General features: G+C 61.2%; 23 protein-coding genes, 1 tRNA gene and 1 pseudogene. 4 read left to right on the plus strand and 21 right to left on the minus strand.

Going from position 1 to position 26,171, the window contains the following annotated elements; translation table 11 throughout:
* Nucleotides 1–3: 3 nt before the first annotated feature.
* The 15 genes from murB to HFK18_RS15235 all read right to left on the minus strand — a co-directional run bounded on the left by murB (nucleotide 4) and on the right by HFK18_RS15235 (nucleotide 16,028).
* Nucleotides 4–1,068: a UDP-N-acetylmuramate dehydrogenase gene (gene murB / locus HFK18_RS15165; protein WP_180166890.1), complete on the minus strand. Its 1,065-nt coding sequence runs from the start codon at nucleotides 1,066–1,068 to the stop codon at nucleotides 4–6.
* An 8-nt stretch (nucleotides 1,069–1,076) separates the two neighbouring features.
* Nucleotides 1,077–2,132: a quinone-dependent dihydroorotate dehydrogenase gene (locus HFK18_RS15170; protein WP_180166891.1), complete on the minus strand. Its 1,056-nt coding sequence runs from the start codon at nucleotides 2,130–2,132 to the stop codon at nucleotides 1,077–1,079.
* A 9-nt stretch (nucleotides 2,133–2,141) separates the two neighbouring features.
* Complete coding sequence (locus HFK18_RS15175) at nucleotides 2,142–2,912, minus strand: class I SAM-dependent methyltransferase (RefSeq protein WP_180166892.1); 771 nt, start codon at nucleotides 2,910–2,912, stop codon at nucleotides 2,142–2,144.
* Nucleotides 2,913–2,919: 7 nt separating this feature from the next.
* Entirely contained in the window at nucleotides 2,920–3,210 is a 291-nt protein-coding gene (locus HFK18_RS15180; protein WP_180166893.1) for a DUF4190 domain-containing protein, read from the minus strand.
* Between the two features lie 187 nt (nucleotides 3,211–3,397).
* Nucleotides 3,398–4,186, minus strand: a complete 789-nt coding sequence (locus HFK18_RS15185) for an SDR family NAD(P)-dependent oxidoreductase (RefSeq protein ID WP_180166894.1) — start codon at nucleotides 4,184–4,186, stop codon at nucleotides 3,398–3,400.
* Complete coding sequence (locus tag HFK18_RS15190; protein ID WP_025874884.1) at nucleotides 4,186–5,718, minus strand: aldehyde dehydrogenase family protein; 1,533 nt, start codon at nucleotides 5,716–5,718, stop codon at nucleotides 4,186–4,188. The genes HFK18_RS15185 and HFK18_RS15190 overlap by 1 nt, the downstream gene beginning before the upstream one ends.
* A gap of 159 nt (nucleotides 5,719–5,877) precedes the next feature.
* Entirely contained in the window at nucleotides 5,878–6,912 is a 1,035-nt protein-coding gene (gene galE / locus HFK18_RS15195; protein WP_180166895.1) for a UDP-glucose 4-epimerase GalE, read from the minus strand.
* A 24-nt stretch (nucleotides 6,913–6,936) separates the two neighbouring features.
* The gene (locus HFK18_RS15200) at nucleotides 6,937–8,046 is read right to left on the minus strand and encodes a glycosyltransferase (protein WP_180166896.1); all 1,110 of its coding nucleotides are present in this window, start codon (nucleotides 8,044–8,046) and stop codon (nucleotides 6,937–6,939) included.
* Nucleotides 8,047–8,092: 46 nt separating this feature from the next.
* On the minus strand, nucleotides 8,093–9,109 hold the full coding sequence (locus tag HFK18_RS15205) for a glycosyltransferase family 2 protein (RefSeq protein WP_180166897.1): 1,017 nt from the start codon (nucleotides 9,107–9,109) through the stop codon (nucleotides 8,093–8,095).
* The gene (locus tag HFK18_RS15210) at nucleotides 9,106–9,549 is read right to left on the minus strand and encodes a DapH/DapD/GlmU-related protein (RefSeq protein WP_218946780.1); all 444 of its coding nucleotides are present in this window, start codon (nucleotides 9,547–9,549) and stop codon (nucleotides 9,106–9,108) included. Before HFK18_RS15210 ends, HFK18_RS15205 begins: the two co-directional genes overlap by 4 nt.
* A 122-nt stretch (nucleotides 9,550–9,671) precedes the next feature.
* Nucleotides 9,672–10,850, minus strand: a complete 1,179-nt coding sequence (locus tag HFK18_RS15215; protein WP_180166899.1) for a glycosyltransferase family 4 protein — start codon at nucleotides 10,848–10,850, stop codon at nucleotides 9,672–9,674.
* Nucleotides 10,847–12,103: an O-antigen ligase family protein gene (locus HFK18_RS15220; protein ID WP_180166900.1), complete on the minus strand. Its 1,257-nt coding sequence runs from the start codon at nucleotides 12,101–12,103 to the stop codon at nucleotides 10,847–10,849. Before HFK18_RS15220 ends, HFK18_RS15215 begins: the two co-directional genes overlap by 4 nt.
* A gap of 66 nt (nucleotides 12,104–12,169) precedes the next feature.
* The gene (locus tag HFK18_RS15225; protein ID WP_180166901.1) at nucleotides 12,170–13,474 is read right to left on the minus strand and encodes an oligosaccharide flippase family protein; all 1,305 of its coding nucleotides are present in this window, start codon (nucleotides 13,472–13,474) and stop codon (nucleotides 12,170–12,172) included.
* A 7-nt stretch (nucleotides 13,475–13,481) separates the two neighbouring features.
* Nucleotides 13,482–14,588, minus strand: coding sequence for a glycosyltransferase (locus HFK18_RS15230; protein WP_180166902.1), 1,107 nt, complete (start codon nucleotides 14,586–14,588; stop codon nucleotides 13,482–13,484).
* A gap of 18 nt (nucleotides 14,589–14,606) precedes the next feature.
* Nucleotides 14,607–16,028, minus strand: a complete 1,422-nt coding sequence (locus tag HFK18_RS15235; protein ID WP_180166903.1) for an undecaprenyl-phosphate glucose phosphotransferase — start codon at nucleotides 16,026–16,028, stop codon at nucleotides 14,607–14,609.
* Between the two features lie 300 nt (nucleotides 16,029–16,328).
* On the opposite strand from HFK18_RS15235, the gene HFK18_RS15240 reads away from it, so the two are divergent.
* Nucleotides 16,329–16,769 (plus strand): low molecular weight protein-tyrosine-phosphatase, encoded by a 441-nt coding sequence (locus tag HFK18_RS15240; protein ID WP_100552378.1) that lies wholly within the window; start codon nucleotides 16,329–16,331, stop codon nucleotides 16,767–16,769.
* A gap of 38 nt (nucleotides 16,770–16,807) precedes the next feature.
* Nucleotides 16,808–19,036: a polysaccharide biosynthesis tyrosine autokinase gene (locus HFK18_RS15245; protein ID WP_180166904.1), complete on the plus strand. Its 2,229-nt coding sequence runs from the start codon at nucleotides 16,808–16,810 to the stop codon at nucleotides 19,034–19,036.
* A gap of 181 nt (nucleotides 19,037–19,217) precedes the next feature.
* Here HFK18_RS15245 and HFK18_RS15250 read toward each other — a convergent pair whose 3' ends face one another.
* The 6 genes from HFK18_RS15250 to HFK18_RS15275 all read right to left on the minus strand — a co-directional run bounded on the left by HFK18_RS15250 (nucleotide 19,218) and on the right by HFK18_RS15275 (nucleotide 25,016).
* Nucleotides 19,218–21,338 (minus strand): YjbH domain-containing protein, encoded by a 2,121-nt coding sequence (locus HFK18_RS15250; protein ID WP_180166905.1) that lies wholly within the window; start codon nucleotides 21,336–21,338, stop codon nucleotides 19,218–19,220.
* Nucleotides 21,338–22,111: a capsule biosynthesis GfcC family protein gene (locus HFK18_RS15255; RefSeq protein ID WP_180166906.1), complete on the minus strand. Its 774-nt coding sequence runs from the start codon at nucleotides 22,109–22,111 to the stop codon at nucleotides 21,338–21,340. The genes HFK18_RS15250 and HFK18_RS15255 overlap by 1 nt, the downstream gene beginning before the upstream one ends.
* Nucleotides 22,108–22,800: a YjbF family lipoprotein gene (locus HFK18_RS15260; protein ID WP_180166907.1), complete on the minus strand. Its 693-nt coding sequence runs from the start codon at nucleotides 22,798–22,800 to the stop codon at nucleotides 22,108–22,110. The genes HFK18_RS15255 and HFK18_RS15260 overlap by 4 nt, the downstream gene beginning before the upstream one ends.
* A 13-nt stretch (nucleotides 22,801–22,813) precedes the next feature.
* Nucleotides 22,814–23,920: a polysaccharide biosynthesis/export family protein gene (locus HFK18_RS15265; protein ID WP_100552382.1), complete on the minus strand. Its 1,107-nt coding sequence runs from the start codon at nucleotides 23,918–23,920 to the stop codon at nucleotides 22,814–22,816.
* An 87-nt stretch (nucleotides 23,921–24,007) separates the two neighbouring features.
* The gene (locus HFK18_RS15270; protein WP_165780977.1) at nucleotides 24,008–24,316 is read right to left on the minus strand and encodes a hypothetical protein; all 309 of its coding nucleotides are present in this window, start codon (nucleotides 24,314–24,316) and stop codon (nucleotides 24,008–24,010) included.
* 109 nt (nucleotides 24,317–24,425) lie between these two features.
* Nucleotides 24,426–25,016 (minus strand): phosphatase PAP2 family protein, encoded by a 591-nt coding sequence (locus HFK18_RS15275; protein ID WP_180166908.1) that lies wholly within the window; start codon nucleotides 25,014–25,016, stop codon nucleotides 24,426–24,428.
* A 109-nt stretch (nucleotides 25,017–25,125) separates the two neighbouring features.
* Here HFK18_RS15275 and HFK18_RS15280 point away from each other — a divergent pair.
* Together HFK18_RS15280 and HFK18_RS21715 are read left to right on the plus strand one after the other, a co-directional pair.
* Nucleotides 25,126–25,202: transfer RNA gene (locus tag HFK18_RS15280), tRNA-Arg, on the plus strand.
* Between the two features lie 132 nt (nucleotides 25,203–25,334).
* Nucleotides 25,335–25,799, plus strand: a pseudogene (locus HFK18_RS21715) (GNAT family N-acetyltransferase).
* The last annotated feature ends 372 nt before the right edge of the window (nucleotides 25,800–26,171 follow it).

Here is a 26,171-nt window from a genome sequence, read left to right on the forward strand (position 1 = left end):
TGCTCACCACTGTGCGCCGAGCAGGCGGGGCTCCGGTTCGATCGGTACGCCGAACTTCTCCAGCACCGAGGCGGAGATCCGACGTGCCAGCGCCAGCAGTTCAGTGCCGGTGGCGTTGCCGTGGTTGACCAGTACCAGCGCGTGGCTGGGCGCAACGCCGGCATCACCCTCGCGGAAGCCCTTCCAGCCACAGGATTCGATCATCCATGCGGCCGAGACCTTGCGGCGGTCGTCACGGTCTGCGGGGAACACCGGCAGCTCGGGGAAGTGCTGCAGCAGTACTTCCACCTGTTCCAGCGGCAGCACCGGGTTCTTGAAGAAGCTGCCTGCATTGCCCAGCACATCCGGGTCGGGCAACTTGCGGCGACGGATCGCGATCACCGCATTGGCGACGTCCACAGCGCTGGGCAGTTCCACGCCCTGTGCCTGCAGTTCTTCGCGGATGCCGGCGTAGCCCATGCGCAGGTCATGCAGCAGAGGCAGCTTCAGTTCAATGGCGGTGATCAGGTAGCGGTCCGGCTGCTGCTTGAACACGCTGTCGCGGTAGGCGAAGCCGCACTGTTCGTTGTCCAGCCGTACCCAGGTCTTTTCCAGGCAGTCCCAAGCCTCTACGGTCTGGATGAACTCGCCGACCTGGGCGCCATAGGCGCCGATGTTCTGGATCGGCGACGCACCGGCCGTGCCGGGAATCAGCGCCAGGTTTTCCAGCCCGGACAGGCCTTCCTGCAGCGACCACATCACCAGCCCGTGCCAGGACACGCCGGCTCCGGCGCGGATCACGGCGTGGTCCGCACGGTGTTCAAGGAAAGTGATTTCGCGGTTGCCGAACACCAGCACGGTGCCTGGCAGGTCGTCGGCGATCAGCACGTTGCTGCCGCTGCCGAGCACCAGCAGCGGGCCATCGGCCACGTCCGGCAGGGCCAGGACCTCCGGCAGCAGCGCGGCATCGTGCAGTTCCAGCAACTGTGCGGCGCTGGCCTGCACGTGGAAGGTGTTCAGGGCCTGCAGCGGTGCGTTGCGGGTCAGGGTCCAGCGCAGCGGGGCTGCAGCGTTGTTGGTGTCGTCCATGGGGGTACTCACAGCGGTGCCACCGCGCCACGGCTGGGCGCTTCGCGTCGGCGTCGGATCGCCTCCACACAATCGGCGACCAGCGCCGGGCCCTTGAAGATCAGACCGCTGTAGCACTGCACCAGCGCCGCACCGGCGGCCATCTTGGCCACGGCGTCGGCACCGGACAGGATGCCGCCGACACCGACCAGCGGCACCGATTCGGGCAGGCGTGCGCGCAGGCGGCGCAGCACTAGGGTGGACTGCTCCAGCACCGGTGCACCGGAAAGCCCGCCGGCTTCATTGGCCAGCGGATCGCCGGCAACCCGGCTGTGGTCGACGGTGGTGTTGGTGGCGATCACACCGTCCACCTGCAGTTCGCCCAGCACGCGCGCGGCGGCGTCGATGTCGCGCTCGTTGAGGTCCGGGGCCACCTTGACCAGCATCGGTACGCGCCGGCCATGCTGCGCGGCCAGCGCTTCCTGGCGCTCACGCAGCTGGCTGACCAGCTGCCGCAGTGCGGTCTCTTCCTGCAGTTCGCGCAGGCCGGCGGTATTGGGCGAGGAAATGTTGACGGTGATGTAGTCGGCCAGCGGGTACACCTTGTCCATGCAGGCGATGTAGTCATCGGCCGCCTGTTCGTTGGGGGTGTCCTTGTTCTTGCCGATGTTGATGCCGAGCAGGCCGCGCCGGTTGCGCGCGCGTTCGACGTTGCGCACCAGCGCATCCACGCCTGCATTGTTGAAGCCCATGCGGTTGATGATCGCGTTGTGCGCCGGCAGCCGGAACAGGCGCGGCTTCGGGTTGCCGGCCTGCGGCCGCGGCGTGATTGTGCCGATCTCCACGAAGCCGAAACCCAGCGCGAACAGCGCATCGATGTGCTCGCCATTCTTGTCCAGGCCAGCAGCAAGGCCGACCGGATTGGGGAACGTCAGCCCGAACACCGTGCTGGGCATCGGCGCGATGCGTGCGGCCACCAGCGGCGTGGTGCCGGTGCGATAGGCCAGGTCCAGAGCGGACAGGCCGAGACCGTGGGCGCGTTCGGCGTCGAGCGAGAACAGGAAGGGGCGGGCAAGCGAATACATGCGTAGGTTTCAGTCCAGCGTGCCGAGGAAGGCTCGGGTTCGATATTCAAAAGCGACCTGGCCGTCGACCGCGTGGGCGGCGAACAGGTCCTGCAGCGCAGCCAGCATCGGCGCGTGGCGCGGATGGCCGGGCTGCGGCGCGTAGGAAGAGGACAGCAGGCGTCCGCTCAGGGCGTCCAGGTCCAGGTGCTGCACGTTCGGCAGTTGCACCATGCCGCGCAGGCCGGAGCCGAACCAGGCCTGCATGGTGGCGTCGTCCTGGTAGCGTTCGGCCACCGCGGTGTAGTCGGTGCCGTAGTCCAGCAGCAGTTGTTCGTAGCCGACCAGGAACGGGCTGGCATCGAGCAGGCGCGAGTTCCAGTAGATCAGTGCCAGGCCGCCGGGGCGCAGGATGCGCTGCCACTCGGCGCGCACGGCCACGGTGTCGAACCAGTGAAAGGCCTGCGCGGCACTGACCAGATCAACGCTGGCATCGGCCAGGCCGGTGGCCTCGGCGCGGCCATCGACGGCGGAGAAGTGCGGATACTGCGGCGCCAGCCAGTGTTCGGCGGCGGCGCGCATCGCCGCGTTGGGTTCGACGGCGACCAGTGGATGGCCGGCGGCCAGGAACTGCCGGCTGGAGATGCCGGTGCCTGCGCCGATGTCAGCAACCAGCGCGCTGGTTGCCACGGCCATGGGGCCATGCAGCCAGTCCATCAGCGCGACCGGATAGTCGGGGCGGTAGCGGACATAGTCCGCGACGCGGCTGCTGAAGCGTTCAGTGCTGTCCGGGGAGGTCATCGTGCTTTCACCAGCGCAGTCCAGGTTTGGCGTCGCCACCAGCCGCCACCATCGCGAAGATCAGGATGGCCACCAGGCCCACCGCAGCGAGGATGTTGAGCCAGCCCATGATGAGCCCGGCCAGGGCCATGCCATCGCCATCCTGTTCGCCAGCACGGCGGCGGATCTCGGCGCGGGCCAGGTGCCCGGTGATGATCGCAACGAGGGCGGCGACACCCGGCAGCACGGTCCAGCTGCAGATGCCCGCGATCAGGCTGACCACGGCCAGGGCGTTGCTCTGTCGGGGTGGCACGCTCATCGAGTCCTCCGTGGCGGTGCCTACATGATAGTGCCTCTGCTCCGGCAATCCCATGGTCCGGCCAATGCCAGGCTGCCAGGCAAGGTTGGCAACCCTCGGAGCCGGGAGCGGGGTGGCGTTGGTAGGCGTCGACCTTGGTCGACGAAGGCACCGCCAACCAAGGTGGGCGGCTACCGAGGTATCGGCGCTAGCCCATCAACACCTGGCCGCCATCGACGTTGAGCACGTGGCCGGTGATCCAGCGCGCCAGCGGCGAGCACAGGAACAGCGCGGCATCGGCGATCTCGCGCGGCTGCCCGAAGCGGCCGAACGGAATCTTCGCCAGGGTGCCGTGGTACAGGGCGGGATCTTCGACGCGACGTCGATCCCAGAGACCATCGGCAAATTCGATCGAACCCGGGGCAATGGCATTGACCCGGATCCGGTCCGGGGCCAGAGCCAGCGCCTGCGAGGTGGTGTAGTGCGAGAGCGCGGCCTTGGCCGCCGCATACGGTGCACCGCCGGGACGCGGCTGCTGCGCGGCGATCGAGGACAGATTGAGGATGCAGGCATCGGACGAGGCGCGCAGCCACGGCAACGCAAGGCGCGATGCGCGGACAGCGGCCATCAGGTCGATCTGCAGGCTGGCGGCCCAGCCGTCTTCGTCATCGGCCATGCCATAGCCGGTGGCGTTGTTGACCAGCACATCGATGCCGCCGAGCGTGTCGGCAGCGGCCTGTAGCCAGGCGCTGATCCGGGCAGGATCACCCAGATCGGCTGCGTAGGTGTGCAGCTCGGTGCCCTGCGTCCGCGCATCGGCCTGCAGGGCGTCAAGCCCGGCCTGGCCGCGCGCGCAGACCGAAACCTGCGCACCGGCGCGGGCAAACGCCAGCGCCAGTTCGCGGCCGATGCCCTTGCTGCCACCTGCGATCAACACCCGGCGGCCGGTGAAATCGATCACCGGCCGGCCGTCGCGCAGAGGCGCGGTCTCTGCCATCACAGGTCGAACTTGATGCCCTGGGCCAGCGGCAGCGAATCCGAATAGTTGATGGTGTTGGTCTGGCGGCGCATGTAGACCTTCCATGCATCCGAGCCAGATTCGCGACCACCGCCGGTGTCCTTCTCGCCACCGAAGGCACCACCGATTTCCGCGCCCGAGGTACCGATGTTGACGTTGGCGATGCCGCAATCCGAACCGGCCGCCGACAGGAAGCGCTCGGCGGTCTTCAGGTTGGTGGTGAAGATCGAGGACGACAGGCCCTGCGGCACGCCGTTCTGCATGTCGATGGCTTCGTCCAGCGTGCTGTACTTCATCACGTACAGGATCGGCGCGAAGGTCTCGTGCTGCACCACTTCATCGCTGTTCTTGAGGCCGGTGACAATGGCCGGCAGCACGAAGTTGCCGGCGCGGTCGATGCGCGTACCGCCGGTTTCGATGGTGCCGCCGCTGGCCTTGGCCTTTTCGATGGACGCCAGGAACTGCTGCACGGCACCGTCGCTGTTCAGCGGGCCCATCAGGTTGGCCGGGTCGGTCGGATCGCCGATCTTGCCTTCCACCTGCTTGTACGCCTTGACCAGCGTGGCCAGCACGTCGTCATGGATGGATTCGTGCACGATCAGGCGACGGGTAGTGGTGCAGCGCTGGCCGGCGGTGCCGACCGCACCGAACACGATGCCGGGGATCGCCAGCTTCAGGTCGGCGGTTTCGTCGAGGATGATCGCGTTGTTGCCGCCCAGTTCCAGCAGGCAGCGGCCGAGGCGGTGCGCGACCTTCTCGGCAACGGTGCGGCCAACCTGGGTCGAACCGGTGAAGCTGATCAGCGGCACGCGCTTGTCGGCCACCATCTTTTCCGACAGTGCGGTGCCGGCGTCGTTGATCAGGAAGAACAGGTCCGGGAAACCGGCATCGCGCAGCGCTTCATTGCAGATGCGCATCGAGGCGATGGCGGTCAGCGGGGTTTTGTTGGACGGCTTCCACAGGCAGATGTCGCCGCAGATGGTGGCCAGGAACGAGTTCCATGCCCACACCGCGACCGGGAAGTTGAACGCGCTGATGATGCCGACCAGGCCGAGCGGCTGGTACTGCTCGTACATGCGGTGGCCGGGGCGCTCGGAATGCATGGTGTAGCCGTACAGCATGCGGCTCTGGCCCACGGCGAAGTCGGCGATGTCGATCATCTCCTGCACTTCACCGTCGCCTTCGGGCTTGCTCTTGCCCATTTCCAGCGCGACCAGCGAACCGAGGGCGTCCTTGTGCTTGCGCAGCGCTTCGCCGCACAGGCGCACGGCTTCACCGCGACGCGGGGCCGGGGTGGTGCGCCAGACCTTGAAGGCTTCCTGCGCACGCGCGATGACGGTCTCGTACTCGGCTTCGGTAGTGGCGCGGACCTGCGCGATCGGCTCGCCGGTGGTCGGGTTGATCGGGGTGATCAGCTCACCGCCGGTAGCGCTCGACCACTCCCCGTTGCCCAGGTAGGTGCCAGCGTTGATCGCGTCCAGACCAAGGGACTTGAGCAGCTCGGAAGACATGCAGACTCCTGTGTTTCGTTACGTTGTGTTTGGTGCCGTCGCGGGCAGGTGGGGGCGCGACGAACTGAGCCGACGATGGTAGCAGAGGGGCAAGGACGGGCTTTGATGCGCTGCGGGGTTGACTGTCGCCGTGCAGTGGGTCAAGCGCGAAGCGCCTGTTCAGGCTGGCAGGGCTTCGTCCATCGCGCGGGCAGCTTTGCGGGCGACCGGTTGCGGCGACCATGCGGGCGGGCTGCGATGCCACTGCCAGGCGCTTTCGATGATGGGCGCCAGTTCGGTCCACTTGGGTTGCCAGCCCAGGATCTCGCGGGCGCGGGTGGAAGAGGCAACCAGACTGGCTGGATCGCCCGGACGGCGCTCGGCCATTTCAAATGGAATCTCGCGCCCGGTCACCGTTGCGGCAGCGGTGATCACCTCGCGAACCGAGAATCCGTGGCCGTTGCCGAGATTGAAGGCGTGCGCGCCGGGGGTGTGTTCCATGTACTCAAGGGCAAGCGCATGGGCCTGGGCCAGGTCCTGCACATGCACGTAGTCGCGCACGCAGGTTCCATCGGGCGTTGCATAGTCTTCACCGAACACTTTCATGGCTGCGCCAATGCCCAGCGCGGCACGCAGGACATTGGGAATCAGGTGGGTTTCGCAGGCATGCGCCTCGCCGATGCCGTGGTCGGGCAGAGCGCCAGCAGCATTGAAGTAGCGCAGGCAGGTCGAGCGGAGGCCGTAGGCCGTCGCTGCATCCGCGAGGATCCGCTCTGCCATCAGCTTGCTGGCGCCGTAGGGGTTGATGGGCGCCTTGGGATGGTCCTCATCGATCACATCGGCCTGCGGATTGCCGAAGACGGCGGCCGTGGACGAGAACACGATCCGGTCGACGCCATGGCGGCGCATGGCCTCCAGCAGGTTCAGGGTGCCGGTGACGTTGTTGGCGTAGTACGCGTAAGGATCGGTAACAGATTCGCCCACCAGCGAGCGCGCGGCGAAGTGCATCACAGCGTCGAAGTGGCGGCCCTGGAACGCGCGCTTCAGTGCTTCGGCATCCAACAGGTCTGCCTCAAGCAGGTCGCCCCAGCGGACGGCACCGCGGTGGCCGGTGGCGAGGTTGTCGAGCACGGTTACGGAGTGGCCGGTTTCGGCGAGGTATTGGGCCATGTGGCTGCCGATGTAGCCGGCGCCGCCGCAGATGAGGATGTTCATGCGCTTACCTATGAGCTAGGTGGTTCAGGCTTCTCTGCGGAGTTTTGCCTGGATGAAGGACGAGAGTTCTTCCCTGAATCGATCGGGTGCGAACTGTTCAGCCCTTGCACGACATGCCTCTGCCGAGATGGGCTCTGAAAGCGACTCAAATCGAGCAACAGCCTCATTGATTGCATCAATGGATTGTTCGTGGAAGAACAATCCAGTTGCTGCGCTGGGATCGTCACTCTCGACCACAGTCTCAAGCGCGCCACCCTTGGCATATGCGATGACCGGAGTTCCGGAAGCCATCGCCTCAAGTGGAACAATGCCGAAGTCTTCCACGCCTGGGAAAACAAGGGCTTTCGCATTGGCCAGATGTTCTTTCAACGCGGAGAACGGTTGCCGCCCAAGTACGACAACCCTTTCCGTCGCGCGCGCGCGCATGGCAGCGAGTTGTTCGCCCTCGCCAATGATGACCAATCGCTTGCCGCTGCGCAGAAATGCGTCCATCACAAGGTCTGCCTTCTTGTACGCGGTCAACTGACCGAGAAGAAGGTAGTAGTCCTGTTTCTCAGCGCGCGCTTCAAAGTCATCCACTTCCACAGGAGGGTGAATGACTTCTGCCTGCCGGCGATAGCACTTGTCTATCCTGCGCGCGATGAACTTCGAATTCGCGATGAAATGATCGACACGCGAGGCGGAGACAGAGTCGGTGAGGCGCATGTAATGCATCAACGGCCGCATCAGAAGCCGGGTAAGCCATCCAGCATCCGCAAGGTAGAGTGGATACATATCCCAGACATACCGCATTGGGCTATGGCAGTAACAGATGTGTAGTGCATCAGGATGCGTGATGACGTTCTTCGCCGGTCCAGACTCGCTCGAGATGACGAGGTCGTATCCGGTGAGGTCCAGTTGCTCCAAGGCGACGGGCATGAGCGGGAGATATTTCTGATAGCGCTTCTGGGCACCCGGCAGCTTGGACACAAATGTGCGCTGCACGCGATGGCCTGCAAGCTTCGTGCGCTCTATCTCTGGTGTTGCAACATGCGTGAAGACATCGGCCTCTGGGTAGAGCCTGAGAAGTTGCTCAATGACCTTTTCGCCACCACGCCAGGTGACGAACCAGTAGTGGATGATCGCTACTTTCATTTCTATTATAACTCTGACCCTGGGTGATAATCTGGCAGCTCAAAGATCAGCGCTGTAGAAGCTTGCGACACATCCGGTACAGCGGCGTCGCCTTGCGTCCAAGCAGGTAGTCAAGCCAGAAAAGTGTTCTCGGTAGCGGGTGAGAAAACAGGTCCAGTTGGATCAAGGCGGTTCTCAGCGCCCTAAGCTCCTGGCGGGAGCTCGCGGCATTCATCTCGAATACGTGGAAGGATTGCCTGACCTCGAGCTCCCTACGAATATCAGAAATAAGGTCGCGCCGATGCTTGTCGCCCACACTCCTCGCGATCTTCAACACTCCCTCCCACATTCTTGCCCGCCCCTGCGCGGTATAGCTGCCGGGGACGTGGACGCCGCCGTCATCTTCTGCGCCACCAAACATAGGAGGGTTGTCGGCACGTCCACCTATGATTGGAGTGGCGATGTACCCAATTCCCTTTCCGCAGTATGCATTCGCTGCCAGGTAGATCTGGTAATAGAGGCTGCCATCGAAATCCGAACAGCTGATGCTCCTGGCAAAGCTCGTCCGAACGACCAGTCCGCCCACAAAGCCGGCCGATCTGAAAATCATCCCCGAGGACGTATTGTCAGCCGTGAACAATGAATCCGATTTGGATAGTGAAGACGTCCCGATGGTAGTTTCAATCGAGTCATTGAAACGCATGAACGTGCGTGATGCAAAATCAACGTCGTTGTTGGAGACGTATCTGATGACTTCCTGTACTGCGTTGGGTAGCAGGAGGTCGTCATTGCCCATGACGATTGCCCATTCGGAATCGGCAAGCTCAATGCTCTTGCGCAGGTTCTTGTCGTACCCAAGGTTCGTGTCATTCTCGACATAAAGCAGTTCAATGCCCTTGGTCAAGAGGGCTGCTCGATATGAATCGCAGACGGCTCTTATCTCGACCCTCAGCGGCGAATGGTCTTCGCATACAATGACTGTGCAGGGGGCGCAGGTCTGGACAAGCGCGGATTGCAGTAGTTCGCCCAGCTCATCCGGACGATTGTAGGCGGGAATGACTATCGCGACGGTCGGTGCTTTCACAGCAATTCCTTGATCACTCGTGCAGGTGCGCCTGCAATTACTGCGGCGTTTTCGAATTTTCCCTTTACTACGCTGTTGGCACCTATGATGCAGCCATCGGCGATCGTTGAGCCAGCGAGGATCACGGCGCCGTCGCCAACCCAGACTCGTTCTCCGATGACTATGTCGCACGCATCGCCCAGAGCCCGCTGCGCCGGCGGGATATCAAGATCAATGCAACCTTGCCTCGTGCTGCCGTGGGAGTGATCGCCGATATAAATGTTTGAGCCCAACAGGCAGTCCTTGCCGATCGTGATCGACTTGATTGCCGAGATGTGGACATTATTTCCAAACATGCTCGCTGCCCCGATAGTGATGCGAGGCTGGTATATCGATCCCTTGTAGCTGTCCACGGCTTGGAACCAGCAGTTATCACCAACGGCCAGATCGATGCCGTTCATGTGCTTGGAGCCATACAGTCTGAAGTTCCTTCCGGATCGTCTAAAGCGAATGCTCTTGCCAATCGAATGAAGGCGCCCCCTGATTGTCTCCAGTACGAGGTCGATGGTCTGGCTCAGTTCCCTCATTTTATCAATCCGTCCTGAGTATCGAATCCGCCTTGGCTGCCCAGGCCGGCGTAGACCTCAAGGACTTTTGCTCCATACAATTCAGTGCTGTAGCGCGCGATAGCCTTGCGCTGTGCGTGGCGTACTTTTGTTTCATACATTTCGGGGATCATTTCGGCAGCGAAATCCAGCTGTGATGCAAGCTCACTCGATGTACTGAACAGTAATCCAAGTGGCTCTGCCTGATGCGCATCCAGGATGTCTGCAGTTCCGCCGGTTGCCTTTCCGATTACAAGGCAGCCGTTGAACATCGCTTCGGCGGTGATACGCCCGAAGCCTTCATTGTCCGATGCAACAATAATGGCTCTCGCGTTCTGCATCAAAGAGTCGGTGTCGTCCCTGAAGCCCAGGAACTCAATTCGAGCCGTTGACGGCGCACTGGCTGCGATACTCTTGAGGTCGGCAATGTAAGCGAGATCCCCATCACCTGCGATTAGAAGCCTGAGTGGATTGGACGCGGCTTTCACATAGTTCAGGTAGGCCTCTATTACCTGCGCAGCCTGCTTTGCAGGCTCCAATCGCCCGACAAACAGGAAATAGTCTGCCTTGGGCATGGTCAGGACGGCAGCATTGCCGGACGCGACGCCATTGCTGATGACGGTTGCGTTGGTTGGAAGACCAAAGTGTTCGGCGATTGCTTGAGTCACGCAGATGACGCGTGCAGATCTGGCTAAGAGTCTCTCGAAGGCCGACTTTGAGGGAAAGAATTTCATCCCAAAGTCGAGGTCCTGATATTCACGCAGGTGCCAGACGTGTCGTATGCCCATCAGTCTCGCTGCGAGGTAGCCAATGGCGATGGGGCCGATATTGGTATGGATCACATCTGGTCGAAAGCTCCTGCATATCAGCACAAGCCTCAGAAGTGCAATGGCGTTGATTATTCGGAAGGCTGTAAAGATAGGGGCAAAGAAAACTTTTCGGACAAGGGTATTCGTCCGTGGGTAGATCGAGAATCTGTGTCCGATCGCCTTGAAAGAGACGCCGCGGGCTTGAAGCCATTCCGAGAAAGGGCCGTGCCTGGAGCCGACGACCATTGGTTGGATTCCGTGGGAAAGCCCGTACTCAATCAGCGACAACAGGCTACGATTAGCACCATAAGGTGCCGGACCCTCTACCAGGTACAGAATACGGGTCATGCCGCGGCCCGTGAATTGATGGTCTGGTCGGTGCGATCTGGCCGCTCGGGATCGATGCACAAAGGATTCTTTTCAATCATGAATATGAGGATGATTAGCGAAAAGTAGAATGAATTCGGCGAGAAAAGCCTTTCTTCGAAGGTGTTCAGGACGATGGTTGCGATCAAGGCGGAGATCAGCATGAACGCAGCGGTGCTCCTTATATTCATGCGCCAAAGCGGCCGCTGAAGCACGACCAGCACTGCCGTTGCTCCTATCATGCCGAAGTCATAGATCAGAGCCAGCATGCCGTTGTGATGGCTGGCGAGAACCTGTCCGGTTGCGTTGAAGAACCCCGCTGAATTATGGCTTACCTGGTATGCCAGCGAGTTCATTCCTTGCCCAATCATGGGATGCTGGATAAACCCGAAGAGAGAGTAGCTCCAGATCATGTTGCGGCCAGAGAAAGTGAAATCTTTCTCGAATAGCTCCATGCTGAAGCTGCTGAGTGACAGAAAGACGATCGCGGCGGACGCAGAAATTCCGAATGCGAGAATTGGGTATCGAAGTCGAATAATGGTTCGTCTTAGCCAGGTTGGGCTGAGGCTTAGCAATGCCGCGATGGAAAATGCTGCGATCGAGGCGTACGATTTTGATCCGAGCAGGAGCGCTGCTGCGAGCGCTATGTTTGCCGTCGTGAGCAGCCGTGATGTTCTCCAGCATCCGACTGCAACAAGGCCGTAGGACGCGCAGAAGATGCCTAGGTTGTTCTTGTGGGCAAACATGCCCTGCCAATCCTCATCGATGTTCAGGGAAATGCCGTAGTTAGGGACGAACGCTACCAGGATTACGGAAAGAAGCAGGCAGGAGAAATATGTGAGGTTCAACGTGGAGAATATTTCCTCCGCGCTGAGTATTTGCGTGGCGAACCCGATGATGAGGGACAGTGCGACGAAGCTCAGAAGGGTACCAATCATTGCGTTGCTGATTGGCAGGCCTGCTGCCCATTGCAGTGCGCACATGAATACAAAGATTGCGGCTATCTTTACGCCGGTGCTCTTGAATATTTCACGCAGGTGCGAGTACCTGCCTTGGGACAGCATCGTGTGGGCTATGATCAGAAGCGAGATGGGAATGTATGCGATCTCGGCATATTTCCACAGGCCCGTACGTTCAACGGCATTCATCAAGCCTTGGGGGCGGGCACCGCCGTCAAGGAATAGTGCAAAGCCACCTGCGACGGTGATCAGTGTGAGCGCGAGCATGATTCTCATCAACCATGCATCAATGCTTCTGTTGGTGAATCGGATTGCTATTGTCTTCATGGTTAGGCCGGGTTCCTAGTGCAGTGCGTGCCAAGTCGCAAGTGCTCCAACGCCGATGCCGGCTGGAATCATCCTGTGCAGGAACTGGCGAAATCCCCCGTCGAGGATATGTTTGTGTAGCAAGTAATACGCTTGGAAGAAGTTGATGTGGAAAGAGACGAGTAGGGCCCAACAGAGGTGTTCGAGCGATCCTAGCGAGATGCCAATTATAATGGCGGTGACGTTTGTCGCAGCTGAGAAAAGTCCGCAACGGAAGAGCAGATCGGTTCGCTGGAAGGTCTGGAAGAAGCTGCCGCTGGTCGAGAGCACTACCTGAACCGGAATTGTCAATGAGAGAAGTTTTATTACGGGAACTGCCGGGAGCCACTGCTCTCCAAAGGCGACAAGAATTATCGGGGCTGCGAGGACATAAATTCCCAGAGCGCAAGCGAGACCCAGCAGGGAAAGTTTGAATGTCAAATCCTGATGTATCTTCAGTACGAGGCCAGGGCTGTTCGCATGGCCGCGTAGCGCCGGCTGGATTGCTGGCGTCATTGCGAATGTCAAAAGCTGCAGCGGATACCGCATCAACTGATAGGATCGGTCATAGATGCCCAGCAGTGGCGCCCCTAGGTACTTGCCGACAAGTACGTTGTCGAGATTGCGCGAGAAGAAGTTAAGCACATTGAATGCGAGCTGGTAGCCAGACACTTTGAGCAAGGGGGCCACAGCAGAGAAGTGCATTCCAGGCCTTGGCCGTCCAAAATCGGTTCTTCTGGAAAAATGGTAGGCGAATGTGAAATTCACGAGTGCCACAGTCGGAATGCGTATCGAGATCGCGCACAGGGGACTGACATATTTGCGAGCAAGCAACACAAGCGCGAGTGCCACGAGCTCCGCGATGATTGCTGCGGTTGCCAATTGCAGAAACGATTGCTGCCGTTGAAGCTGGGCCATTGGAAGGATCGCCCATGCGTTGAGCATGAGGCCCGCCGCGACAAACGGGATCGCAACGGGAAGATCCGGCATCTTATAGAAATCGACCAGCAATGATCCCAGCGCCACGAAGGTCGCGGCGAGGCCCACGCCTATCAGGATGGTCAAGCCAAATATCCCGTCGCGATCCTTTGCATTCAATTTATGAAGACCAATGATCGCCGGGCCAAAGCCCCCTTCGCCAACGAGTTGGAAGAAAAGGTAGAAGACTTGAATTGCGGCAATGGTTCCGAATACTTCCGGCGTAAATGCTCGTGCAAGTATCATAAGCGCCGCGAACTGCATCGCATACGCCAGATACTTGCTGCCCATGCTCTTGGCAATTGCGCGGTACAGGTTGCTCATCTGCTACTTACTCGGCTGCGGCCAGTGCGCGTGCCCAGCCTTTGGCTACGGCAGAGTTGCCGAACGCTTCTTCGATTTTTTCCGGGTCGGGATTGTTTGCGGTGCCGGCATCGAGTAGAGAGCGTGCTAGCGAGGAGATGCACGGGTACTGATGAAGGCCGCCGGGGTTCTTGCTTTCCATCAGCCAGTTGGTGAATGGCGTCTGGACAGTGAAGATGGGGACGCCATAGCTGAAGGAGAAAAAGTAGTTCCCACTCACAACCATGTCTTCATCCGAGTTTGGGACAACCATCCCTCGGGCATGAGTCACAAGGTTTGCGGCTTCGCTGTCGGGCAGATAGCCGGTAATGAAAGTCACTTGCTTGCCCTCCGCCAACTCCTTGCACTTGGCGAGGTAGGTTGGATCAGGAGCCTTCCCGGCAATCACCAGGTGAACGTCAGGACTCAGGTGGGTAATCAGTTTGTCGATTGCCTTGTAGGGGAGAATTCGACCGAGAATGAAGAAATAGTCGCCATCAATCAGTCGACCAGACGTTGCTGCCTTGGTGTACAGGGGATGGGGGACGTAGATGTAGCCTGAGTCCGCATTGTGCCCGGAGTGGGTAACAACGACATCGAAGTACTTTTCGTACGACTTCATCAGATGTTTGATCCGGGGGATCTGCTCATGATCCGAGTCGTGGGGATAATTATTGTGTCTGACCATGATCAGTCGTTTGCTGATCAGTCTGAGCAGTCTGATATAGAAGTAAAGTCGAATCGTACGCAGCCTGGATATGCGGCCACGCCCGTCGAGCATCGTGTTCTCGACCCAGTGCAGTATCGCGATGTCGCATTTGGCTGCGTAAAGGGAGAGTGGATTCATGAATGCTCGCTTGACCCCGGGGAGGGCGCAAGTGCTCGCCATCCCGGCGAGGATTTCATTGGTTCTGGAGATGTATTCGTTTTCGCTCGACGCAAATGGGTTGATTGATATTTTCATTATGTCTAACCCGTCGTGTGAATCGCTGGGCGGAAGACGGCTTTCCTGCGCCGCAGCTGCATCGTTGCTTTCATGATGCACTTTTTCACAGCAGGAGCTGCCTTCCGGCCCCAGGTCTCCTGGTTCCTGCATGAGCTGTTCAAGGTCGGGCTAGTAAGCGTGCTTGTTTATGAAACCCTTGAAAACTGTCATGACGACAATCTTCAGGTCAAACGAAAGTGACCAGTTCTCGATATAGAAGAGATCGCATTCAATGCGTTTGTGAAGATCGGTAGAACCCCGCCAGCCGTTGACCTGCGCCCAGCCGGTGATGCCTGCCTTGACCATGTGCTTCTTCATGTAGGACGGAATCTCGTGCTTGAACTTGTGCACGAATACCGGCCGTTCCGGCCTCGGGCCAACAATCGACATGTCGCCCAGCAGGACGTTGATGAACTGCGGTAGCTCATCAAGGCTGGTCCTGCGCAGGAAGCTTCCTACGCGAGTGGCGCGATTCTCGCCGGCCTTGGCCCAAACCGCCCCAGACGCGCCTTCTGCGTCAACTGGCATCGAGCGGAACTTCAGCATCCAGAACGTCTTGTTGTTCCAGCTCATCCGTTCCTGCCGATAGAAGACTGGACCTGGGGAGCTGAGCTTCACTGCGACGGCAATCGCCAGCATGATCGGGGAGATCATGAGCAGGATGAGGCCGGCAAGGATGCGGTCTTCCAGTGCCTTGATCAGACGGGCGCCGCCTTGAAGCGGGGTCTGCTGAAGATTGATGACGGGAAGGCCGGCAACTTGTTCGACGGAGTGATTCAGCAGGTGCAGTCCGAACATGTCGGGCACGAATTTGATGTCGGCCGTTGAGTGCTGCAGCTGATTCAGGGCAATCGCAATGTTGTCTTCATCGCGCATCGGGAGTGCAATCCATACCTGATCAATGTGATTGGCCTCAACATAGGCGCCGAGTCCGTCCAGCTCTCCCAGTTTGCTTGCGTGCTGAACACTGCCGCGATCAGACGGTGTCGCAAACCAGCCGCGCACGTCGATGCCTGCCCAGGTCGCCGACCTCAGGGAGCTGACGATGTGCTGCGAATCGGGGGTGGCACCCACGATGACCGCGCTGCGCAGGTCCGTGCCCCGGGCTCGGATCCAGCCAGCTATGGTGCGAACGCCAATTCGGAGGGCAAATGCACCAGCCAGGCTCAATCCAAACCAGGCAGCAAGCCAGATCCGTGAAAGCTCATCGGTCACCTGGATGGCAGTGGAGTAGGCGAGAAGGCCGCCGAAGATCACGGCAAGCTTCATCAGGACCTGGCCAAACTCCGCGAGCAAGCTGCGCCCGCGCCAGCTCTCGTACAATGATGACGATCCAAGGACGAGAAGTGCGAAAAGCAGCGTGATGGCGACCAGCCGGACATAGTTCATCGGCATCTGCAGTTCGCCGAATCTCAGTGCATGGGCCGCCAGTGCGGCTGCTACCAGAACGACGGGATCTCCGATCCTCAGGGCGAGGCCCAGTGCGGGTCCAAACCTGCTTCCTGAAGCGTTCCAAAGTCCGGCATGGTGCCGGGCGGGCACGTAAGACATGTCGATTTCTTCCTTGTTGAGGATCTGTGCATCCAGCAATCGCCTCGCTGCCCGGGGGCTGGCGGCGCCGATCCGGCGGTCAGTCCAACCAGTTAGCTGTTACAATCGATCACACAATGATAACAGAACCTTCACCCTGTCGTGACCCAGGTCCGGTTTTGGGAGTGTCAGGAGCTGGGGTGCGTCGCTCGGTTGAGCTGGGTGGCACGTTGATGCAGGTATACTGGTTGGCTAATTTTCGTATGCGAAGCGTGGGTGGCTGGCGTACGTACTTCATGTCGACCGCCAGAGGATTGGCTCATGTTCAACAAGGTGCTGTTGGTCTGCATCGGAAACATCTGCCGAAGCCCAACCGCAGAGATTCTCATGCGGCACCAGCTTCGGGATCGCGCTGGGGTGCACGTCTCCTCCGCAGGGCTTCAGGCATTGGTCGGTCGGCCGATAGATGAGACCGCAGGAGAGTTGCTTCGGGAGAAGGGGCATGACCCTGGCTCCCATCGAGGGCGTCTGGCGACACCGTCTGTGTTGTCGGCGGCCGACCTGGTGCTGGTGATGGAGCAGTCCCATGTGGCGAGAATTGCCCGTGAGGTTCCCCAGGTGAGCGGCAAGACATTCCTGCTGGGCCATTGGGATGGGAAGGCAGAGATCCCCGACCCCTATCGCCAGCAGCGGATCGCGTTTGAGCACGTCTACGGTTTGATCGAGCAGGGCGTCGCCCGCTGGGCAAGCCATATCAAGTAATTGCCGCGCTGGTGCGGTGTTTTCAAGAAACGGATGCTATGACCAAGGAAACCAGTGCGCGGCCCACCCGCGAAGACGACGAGATTGACCTGCGGGATCTGCTGGGCGTACTCATTGATCGCAAATGGTGGATTCTGGGCACGACCTTCCTGTTCGTGCTGGTTGGTGCTGCCTACGCCATCTTGACGCCACCGGTGTATCGGGCCGAGGCCACGGTGCAGGTCGAGTCGAAGATGCCCACCATTCCGGGTCTTTCGGATCTGACCTCTTTGGGGGGCGGTGGCAGCACTGCGTCCACCACGGAAGTTGCGCTGCTGACGTCGCGTACGATTGTCGGTACCGCGGTTGACAAGATGCAGCTCGAGACGGTGGTCGAGCCCGTGCGTTTCCCGTTGGTGGGTGGGCTGATTGCGCGCCGCTTCTCGGGTGAAGCTGAAAACGAGGTGGCGGCTCCCGTTCTGGGGCTTTCCCGCTATGGCTGGGGTGGTGATGAGCTGAAGATTCATCGCCTGGACGTTCCTGCTCGGTTGCTCGACGAACCGATGACTCTTATCGCAGGTGACAATGCCGGGGAGTACTCGCTTCTCGATGACGAGGGCGAGGTGATCCTTGCCGGTAAGGTCGGCATGCCTTTCGAGGCGCGCGGGATCAAGATTGAAGTGGCGAGCCTGAGCGCCAATCCGGGAATGCGCTTCAAGCTGGCCAAGCAGCGCCGCCTTGACGTCATCGCAGGGTTGCAGGAAGACATCCGTGCATCCGAACAGGGCAAGGACTCCGGCATCCTGCGCGTCAGCTATGAAGACACCGATGCGGATCGAGCCCAGGCGCTGGTGCAGAACATTGCCGAAGCGTACGTTCGGCAGAATGTCGACCGTGGCTCTGCTGAGGCGGCAACGCAGCTTGCCTTTGTGAAGGATCAGCTGCCAACCGTTCGCAAGCAGGTTGAGGATGCGCAGGCGGCCATGGCGGCCTACCAGTCCCGTTCAAATTCCGTCGATATCACGATGCAGACCAAGGGGCTGCTCGAGCAGGAGGTTGCCGTTGAGGCAAGCATCCAGCAGCTGCGCCTGAAGCAGGCGGAGATGGATCGCAGTTTCACGCGTGAGCACCCCGCCTACCGTGCGATGCTCAACCAGATCGGCGAGCTTGAGGCGCGCAAGAGTGGTTTCCGTCGTGAGGTCAGCGCTCTGCCTGATACGCAGCAGGAGCTGCTGCGACATACCCGGGATCTCCAGGTCAGCAACGAGCTTTACACTGCGCTGTTGAACCAGGCGCAGCAGTTGGACGTTGCGCGGGCTGGCACGGTGGGCAACGTCCGGATCGTGGACGACGCGATCGTCGATATCAGCAAGCCGGTGAAGCCTCGCAAGTCGTTGATCGTTCTTGTGTCGTTCCTGCTGGGTGCATTCCTGTCCACGGCTGCGGTCTTCCTGCTGCGCATGCTCAATCCTGGCGTGGAAGATCCGGCACAGATCGAAGAGCTGGGCCTGCCGGTGTATGCAGCCATTCCGCTCAGCAACTCACGCAATCTGCTGAGGGTTCAGAAGGGCAAGGGTGGCAAGAAGCGCGTGGTGGCAGATGGGCGCTCCCACCTTCTGGCTGCCGCCGAGCCTGCAGACCTGGCAGTGGAAGCATTGCGCAGCCTCCGCACAAGCCTGCACTTTGCGATGCTCGAGGCCAAGAACAATATTCTGGCCATCTCGGGGCCGCGGCCCGGTGTTGGCAAGACCTTCATTTCGGCGAATCTGGCGGCCGTGGTCGCCCAAGCGGGCCAGAAGGTTCTTGTCATCGACGTTGATATGCGAAAGGGCACCCTGCACAAGGTGCTGGGCGTATCGCATACGGGTGGTCTGTCTGACGTGCTGGCCGGTAAGGTGACTCTGCAGGATGCCATCCATACCGTCGCGGGCTTGGAGGGCATGCATTACATCACCCGGGGTGATATCCCGCCGAACCCGTCCGAGCTGCTGATGCACCCGCGATTCCTGCAGCTGCTGGAAGACCTGGCCAAGGAATACGACCTGGTGATCGTCGATACGCCGCCGATTCTTGCTGTCACCGACGCTGCCATTGTGGCCAATCATGCGGGCTCAACCTTGATGGTGACCCGATTCGGCGTGAACCAGCCGAAGGAGATCGAGCTCTCGATGAAGCGCTTCGAGCAGAATGGCGTAAAGGTGAAGGGCGCGATCTTCAACGCCGTCGAGAAGCGTGCGACGGGCTACTACAGCTACGGCTATTACGAGTACGCCTCAAACGAGAAGTGATTGCTGCAGGGCGGGGTTGGGCGAAGAGCCTTCTCCCGCAAGACAGAAAGGGCTGGTTGCACGCGCAACCGGCCCTTTCTTTTGGCTGCAGGGTGCTTGGTCAACGCAGGCAAACGAGAAGGGCCGGCTGCGCTGGCAACCGGCCCTTTCTGGGTTCTCTGTCGAACGGGGCGGGTTCCCTTCAGTCGTCGATTCTGTCCAGATTGTCGAAGAAGAAGTCCGGATCCCGCTCCGACGTCAGCTGGTACAGCGCATAGTTTCGGCTCAGGCGTGCACCGCCATCCCGATACAGCGGATTCCAGGCGAACGTCGCACGCGCGCGTGTCGAACGAGGCAGCAGGAAGTCGAAGGGGATCGAGATGAAGATGCCCTTGTCGAAACTGCCTTCGCCAAAGTCCTTGGAGGAAACGTCGGTCTTGGTGGCGTATGCCCCCATGTTCACGCCGTTGTCGAAGGCGCGTGCGACCGAAACCGTGGCGCCCCAGTCCTTGGCCAGGTAGCGGCCGGCACTGATCATGCTGGTGATCTTGTGCTCATCGCCCCACTGATAATAGAAGCTGGCGTGGCCGGTGGTCGTGCTGTAGTCACGGAAGCTGAAGCGCTGATCGAAATCGCGTTGCTTCACCCAGTTCAACTCGGCACCCACCGCCCAGCGTTCGTTGAGCGGGCGGTAGAGGATCTCACCGCCCACACCGCCATACATGGCCTCGAACAGGCCGGCATAGGCGGAGCCGTACAGGTCCTTGCCCAGCTGATGATTGCTGGTCAACTGCAGGTTGGTCAGGGTCAGGTCTTCGGTGGTCAGGTAGCGACGGATGTTGGTGCGGACGCGGGGCAGGTTGCTCGGCGCGTCGTAGCGGAAGCGGTCGTAGTTGTTGTACGCGTTGTAGCTGGCGGTTCCGCTAAGCCAGGTGTTGCGCGTGAAGTGGAAATTGGCCGAGTACGTGCCTGCAACCTGGAACAGGAAGAAGCCATCCGGACCGCCCAGTTGCTGCTGGTATCCGATGTTGAAGGCGCCGTCATAGCGCCGAAGTGGCGCTGTATACAGGCTTTCACGGCGCTGCTGTGCAGGCGATGCCTGTTCGATATGGCCCGCCAACTCGTTCAGTGGGGTGCGATTGTCGAGGTAGCTGTTGAAGGTGCTGCGCTCGATGCTGCTTTCGACAACGGGTACACCCAAGCGGGTGTTCTGGATCGTGAACCACGTCGTATCTGAAGGCAGTTCTGCATCAAGAATGCGTGCCGCGCGGCCGATGCCCTGTGCCGGGTAGTAGAACCGGCGCTGTTCTCCACTGACGATGACTTCCGACCCGCGTCGGCTGATGCCCGTGACGCGAAGACCGGCGTTGTCTTCCAGGGTGCGGCTCAACGTGGGCCAGTCGATGTCATCCATTGACTGTGCCGGCGGCGTCGCTGATGCGCGCGCGACCGGGGGAGGATCCAACAACTTGGGCGTGGACTTCGCCTGCGCCACATTCCCACGCAGGGTGATGCCGAACATGGCCGTGTCACCACGCTCCCAGCCAAGATGCAGCTGCACGTTGTGATTCAGTGCATAGCTTGCGCCCAGGTTGATCGGGCTCTTCTGCGTTTGATTGTTGTTCTGCGGTTCGTGCTTGTAGTCGTTGCCGTCGTACTCAAGCTTCAGCTGAAGGGGCTCCCAAGGTGTCTGGTAGGCGATGCCGCCGAAGATGCCGACGGGGCCGCGGAACATGCCCTTGCTGTTGAAGTTGCCGGTGCCCTGCGCGCGCGGGCGCTCTTCAAAGCGGTCGCTGATCACCCGAAGCGGGTTTGAGAAATCGCCTCGATTGCCGATGTAGCCGGTGGCGAGGCCGAGGCTTGCATCGATAGGTCCGAACCGCTTGCTTGCAACCAGGTATTCGCTGGAGAACAGGCCGGTGCCGCCGATATCGCGGAAACCTGCGGAAAGCTCAGGTGCCCATCGGCTTTCCTGCCACAGCCGGACCTTCAGATCGATCGATTTGTCCTTGTAGTTCTGTTGTCCGCTCAGCCATTCCGGGCCGTAGCGTCGGTTGGCCACCGAAACGTACCGGAATGCACCTTCAATCCACGGAAGGGGCTGCATCACCACGTTGTAGCGACTGTAGGGCGAGGTGTGGCTTGCGGTGAAGCTCACATCGCCGTCGTCGGCCATGCGCGCGGTCGGTGTCTGCAGCAGGCCAACGCCGCCCCAATCGCTCGCGGTGGGCGCAGGGGCGGTCTGTGCCTGCAATGCGGTGCTGACGCCCAGGCTGAGAAGGGCAACACTGGCGCGTGCCAGTGGGATGGAGCGATGGCGCATCAGTATGAAACTCCGGGTGCATCCAGCACCTGGGTGGCAAGGAAGCGCACGGCGTCCTCGTTGACATCGGGGGCGATGGCGCGGATCTTCGTCGCGCTCAATGGCACGTAGATCACGGCGCCAGGCGCCAGGTGCATGGGCGCGCTGCGGTTCCACAGCGCCACGCCGAGCTGCTCTACCTTGCCGTCGGGCTGGATGATGTAGAGATCATCCCGGCTTGCGGCGGGCAGGATCGGGCAGGCGCTGCGGTAGCTCTGCGCGTCGAGCGTGAATTGATGCTTGAGCCTGCACGGCTGAACTACCGCGCCAACAACCTGCACGGTATCGGGTCGGCCGGGATAGACAAGGCGGTCGCCCTCAAGCGAGGGCCGGTTTTCCGCGGAACTGGCTTCCAGTCGACGCGGATCAAGCAGCTGCGACTCGCGCCCGGTCACTGGCAGGTCGCCGAGTTCGCGCGCCAACTGTGCAGCCGCGTCGGCAAGCTCCGGTGCATCCTCCTGAGAGGCGAGCGTTTCGAGGTCGAAGAGCAGGCCCGCTTTCAGACGGGTCTGGGGCAGCAGTGAGCGTTGCCGAAGCAGCGCCGCGCCCAGCATGTAGGCCTCCGCATCCGGAGCTGCTGCGAGTGCGGCCGCGCTGAGGCGAGCCCCCGCAGGGAGAGTGTGCGCGCCGGGATTGCGGACATGGCCAGCCGTCTCGACGCCGATCGGCGATGAGGCGTGCGCATGGAAGGTCAGGGCCAGTGCCAGCGCAAGGAGAGTCGATCGCACTGTCATCGGTTCTGTAGGTCCTGCGAGTAGGGCTTGAGCTGGACAACTTCCAGGCTGGTGTCGGGCGCGATGGCCTGGATGCTCTTCCAGATGAATCCGTTGGCAGGATCGACCCAGTAGTGGTTGTCCCGTTTCCATCCGTTGCCTGAAAGCCGTTCGCGGACATGCAGCAGGTCGCGATCGCTCTCCAGTATCCGGACCTGTTCCCTGCCCAGGGTGGCCAAGGTGCCGGTGACGTTCATTCCGTACCTGTAACCAGGCATGACGTCGTAGCGCCGCTGCACGGTCGTGCCGTCTGCTATCCGATGCAGGGCATGGAAGGGAGACTCCCCTTCAATGGTCATGTCCTGCAGTTCGGGGGTGCTGCGGTGGGTCCCCACGACGATGCCATCTCTGAGAAAGACGATGCTTCGCTCGGAGCTGTACCAGGCTTGGCGCCCGGAATCGATGTTGCCGAGTACCAGCACCGCGCCGCCCGCCGGGCCGACGACCTTGATCTGCGGGTAGCGATTGGCCGCAACCTGCGCTGCCGTGGGCTCTACGTCAGGCTTGCCCTGCAGTGCGATCTGGACCGACTTGACGCTGGTCTTGCCCACAACGCCGCAACTGGTTGCGGCGACGAGGGCAAGCAGGGCCAACGCCACATGGCGCTGGCGGATTGCGTGTCGGGTAGCCGCCTGAGCGATCCTGCTCATGGTGCGGGCCACCTTACTTGTCCAGGTCGCTGCGCGCGCTGGCGGCGTTGCTGATGATGGAGGTGAACGGCAGCAGCTGGTTCACGAACCTGCTCCACCGGGTCACGCCAGCGGCACCGACAAACACGACGTCGCCTGGCTGCAGGTCAAACTGGCTGGCAACGGCAAATGCGGTCGGGGACTTGGCCTCCAGGTGGAACACCTGCGACGGGGTGCTCTGCAGGTCGTTCGATCCGCGGATCACGTAGACAGCGTTGCCGTTGGAGGTGGTCTGCAGCAGGCCGCGCGCGCGCCCAAGTGCCTGGCTCAGGGAAATTTCGCCGGTCTTGAAATTCATTGCGCCGGGCTGGTTCACTTCACCGACCACGAAGACTTCCTTGTGGTCGAGGTAGGGCACATAGATGTGGTCCCCGGCCTTGAGGAACACGTTGGTGTCACCGCCGCCATTGCGACCGAGCCGATCGAGGTCGATGGTGTAGGTGGTGCCATCCCGCGTCAGGCGGATGCCCGACAGATCGGCCTGTGCCGGGTCCAGGCCCGCCTGGCTGATGGCATCGCCCATCGTCAGCGGAGTTACCGTCAGCGGAACGGTGGCGGCCTGGCGCGAGGCGCCGGTCACCCATACGCGCTGGCTGGCGTAGGTCAGCATGGAAACGTCGACCTGCGGCGCTTCGATGTAGCGAGCCAGTTTGCTGGAGATTTCTTCGCGAAGTTCGCCGGGCGTCTTGCCCGTGGCGGCGATCTTGCCGATATAGGGATAGAACAGCGTGCCGTCGGACTGCACGAGGCGACCGGCGGCGTTGAGCTGTTGCTGGGGGCCTGCCGGCACCGTCAGTTCTGGATGATCCCAGACCGTGATGTAGAGGATGTCGCCGGCGCCAATGCGATATGGGCCCGGTTGATACTGGACCAGGGCGGCGGGGAGGGCCGCGATATCACGGCTGGCACGCTCCATGGCGATCAACTTCGGCGTGATTGGAATCAGATCGATCTGGTCATTGCCGATGGGCTGATCATCGCGAGCGAAGGTGCTCGAGCGAAGGTGCTGGCCTGGAGCCCACATGCAGCCGGTCAGGGTGAGTGCCACCGTCATTGTGGCTACGAAACGCTTGCAGTCCATCGAAATCTGTTCCTGGCCCGAACGGGCATGAAAAAACCCTCGCCGAACGTCGCCCGGCGAGGGCGGGGTACTGCTTCGGCGGACCGATCAGTTCGTGCCGGTGGTGCCGGTGGTGCCGGTCGTACCGGTGGTGCCGGTCGGCGGGTTGGTGGTGCCGGTACCGCCATTGTTGCCCGCGTCATCCTTGCTGCTGTCCGCAGCAACGCTGTACAGCACGCCGGCGGCGGCAATACCGAGGCCCACGGTCGCTGCAGTGGTCAGGGTGCCGGTGGCGGCAGCGCCAGCAGCTTCAGCACCAGCAACTTCGGCGCTGGTTTCAGCGGCGACCGGAGCTTCCTGAGCGAACACCGGCGAGGACAGGCCCAGCAGGGCCAGGGCGGCAATCATCTTCTTCATCTACGGGGTCTCCTACTCCGTGAGGGAAATTTTTCCACCGCTATGTTGGCTGCTATTCATTTGCTCTGTCAAGGAATGTGAAGCGATTGTGAAGCCTGGTTCGCGGAATTCAGAAGTGTTCGAAGATTTCCACCCTGCCCGAGACGAACTTCGCCAGTGCGATGACCAACTGATGCGTGTGGATGTCCGGCAGGCTGAGGGGCAGGATCACTCCGGCGACCATGGCGGCCACTACAACAATGGCCCTGGGCCGGCCCGATGGCGGTGTGATGCGCATTGCCCATGCACCGCAGCCCAGGCCGAGCGTCAGCCCGGCAACGATCTCGGACAAACTGTGGGCATGCAATGGAATCCTTGACCAGGCAATCGCCGCTGCAAGAGCGCATCCCGCCGCCAGGCCGATTCGTCGGTGGGCGCGGTTGGGGCCTGCCAGAATCGCACCCACAACAGGATAGACAACGCTGGACATGGCCGCATGTCCTGAAAAACCGGTGAAATGCAGGCTCTTGATGCCCACCCCCCAACCCATGAAAGCCAGCTTGGAAGCGAGCGTCACGGTCGCAGTAAGCGCGATGGCGATCAGCCACCGGCATTTCAAAGCCCTGTCGGTGGGTGGCAGGGTAAACAGCAGCACCAAAGCCATCGGCAGCAGCCAGCGGCTGTCGCCCAGGGTGGAGAGCGTTCGCCAGACGTCGGACATCCAGTTCACAACGGGTCGCGGCGGGCCAGCATATCTACTCTGAATCCCGTGCAGAACATCCTCCGCTTGGTCCATTCAGCTGGACACGGTATCCTTTGCCGCTGCCGATGGCCCCGTAGCTCAGCTGGATAGAGCGTCCCCCTCCTAAGGGGAAGGTCGCCCGTTCGAATCGGGCCGGGGTCACCACAGTCGATCGTGAAAGTCCTCATGGTTCCGGCTTGCAGGTGGCAGCGCGGATCGGGGCGGGTCACGGCCTGCCGTCTTTGCTGGTAGCTGCCCTGGGCTAGAGTGCGGAGTGACATCCCCTCGCCAATGATCATGTCCGAGCACCTGCAGCCTGTGCAGTCATTGCACTACGCCACCATCGTCAGCTGGCTTGATTCGGCCGCGGCCACCCAGCGTTGGGCAGGGCCCGGCGTCGCGTTTCCGCTGGCGCCGGATCGCCTGGCCCACGCCCTGGAACTGGAAGTCCGCCCTGGCTGGGTATTGCTGGACCCGCAGGACAACTGCCTTGGCTTCGGCCAGTACTGACTGACCAGAGCCGATACCGCCCATCTCGGTCGCATCATTGTTTCTCCGCAGGCGCGCGGGCGTGGCCTTGGGCGTGTACTGATGCAATCCTTGAGCAGGCAGGCGCTGAAGGCGGATGGCGTCCGGCGGCTGACGCTGCGCGTGTATCGCGACAACGTGGCCGCGGTGGCTTTGTATCGCAACCTGGGATTCGTCGCGATTGAACAGGAATCTACGGCGGAGCTGATGTTCATGGCCTGTCCCGCCGACTGAGCGGAGGGTGGCGGGCTCTGCACTCCCGGTGCACATCACCTGCACGCGCTGCTGCAGCCGGACTCGGCAGTCTGGTGGCGTCCCCAACGGTTGCCTAGGAGCGCCCCCATGAATACCCCCGGCACCCCCAAGCCTTCCTGGCGCCAGCGCAACGTGCTGCTGACCGTCGCCGCAGTGCTGCTGGTGATCGTGCTGATCCTGCTCTTTGTGCCCTGGTAGCAGCGCGGCGGCCGCCAGGCGCGGCGCGATTCCCCTTCCCCTTCAATGCCGCCGGTAGCCCATGGCCCGGCGGCATTTTTGTTGTGCACGTCCACCAGGCGTCTCGTCCGCGCTCCGAAAATGCGTGACGAATTGCCGGAAAGGGCGGTCGGG

The organism is Stenotrophomonas sp. SbOxS2 (assembly GCF_013416715.1).
GTDB lineage: Bacteria > Pseudomonadota > Gammaproteobacteria > Xanthomonadales > Xanthomonadaceae > Stenotrophomonas > Stenotrophomonas lactitubi.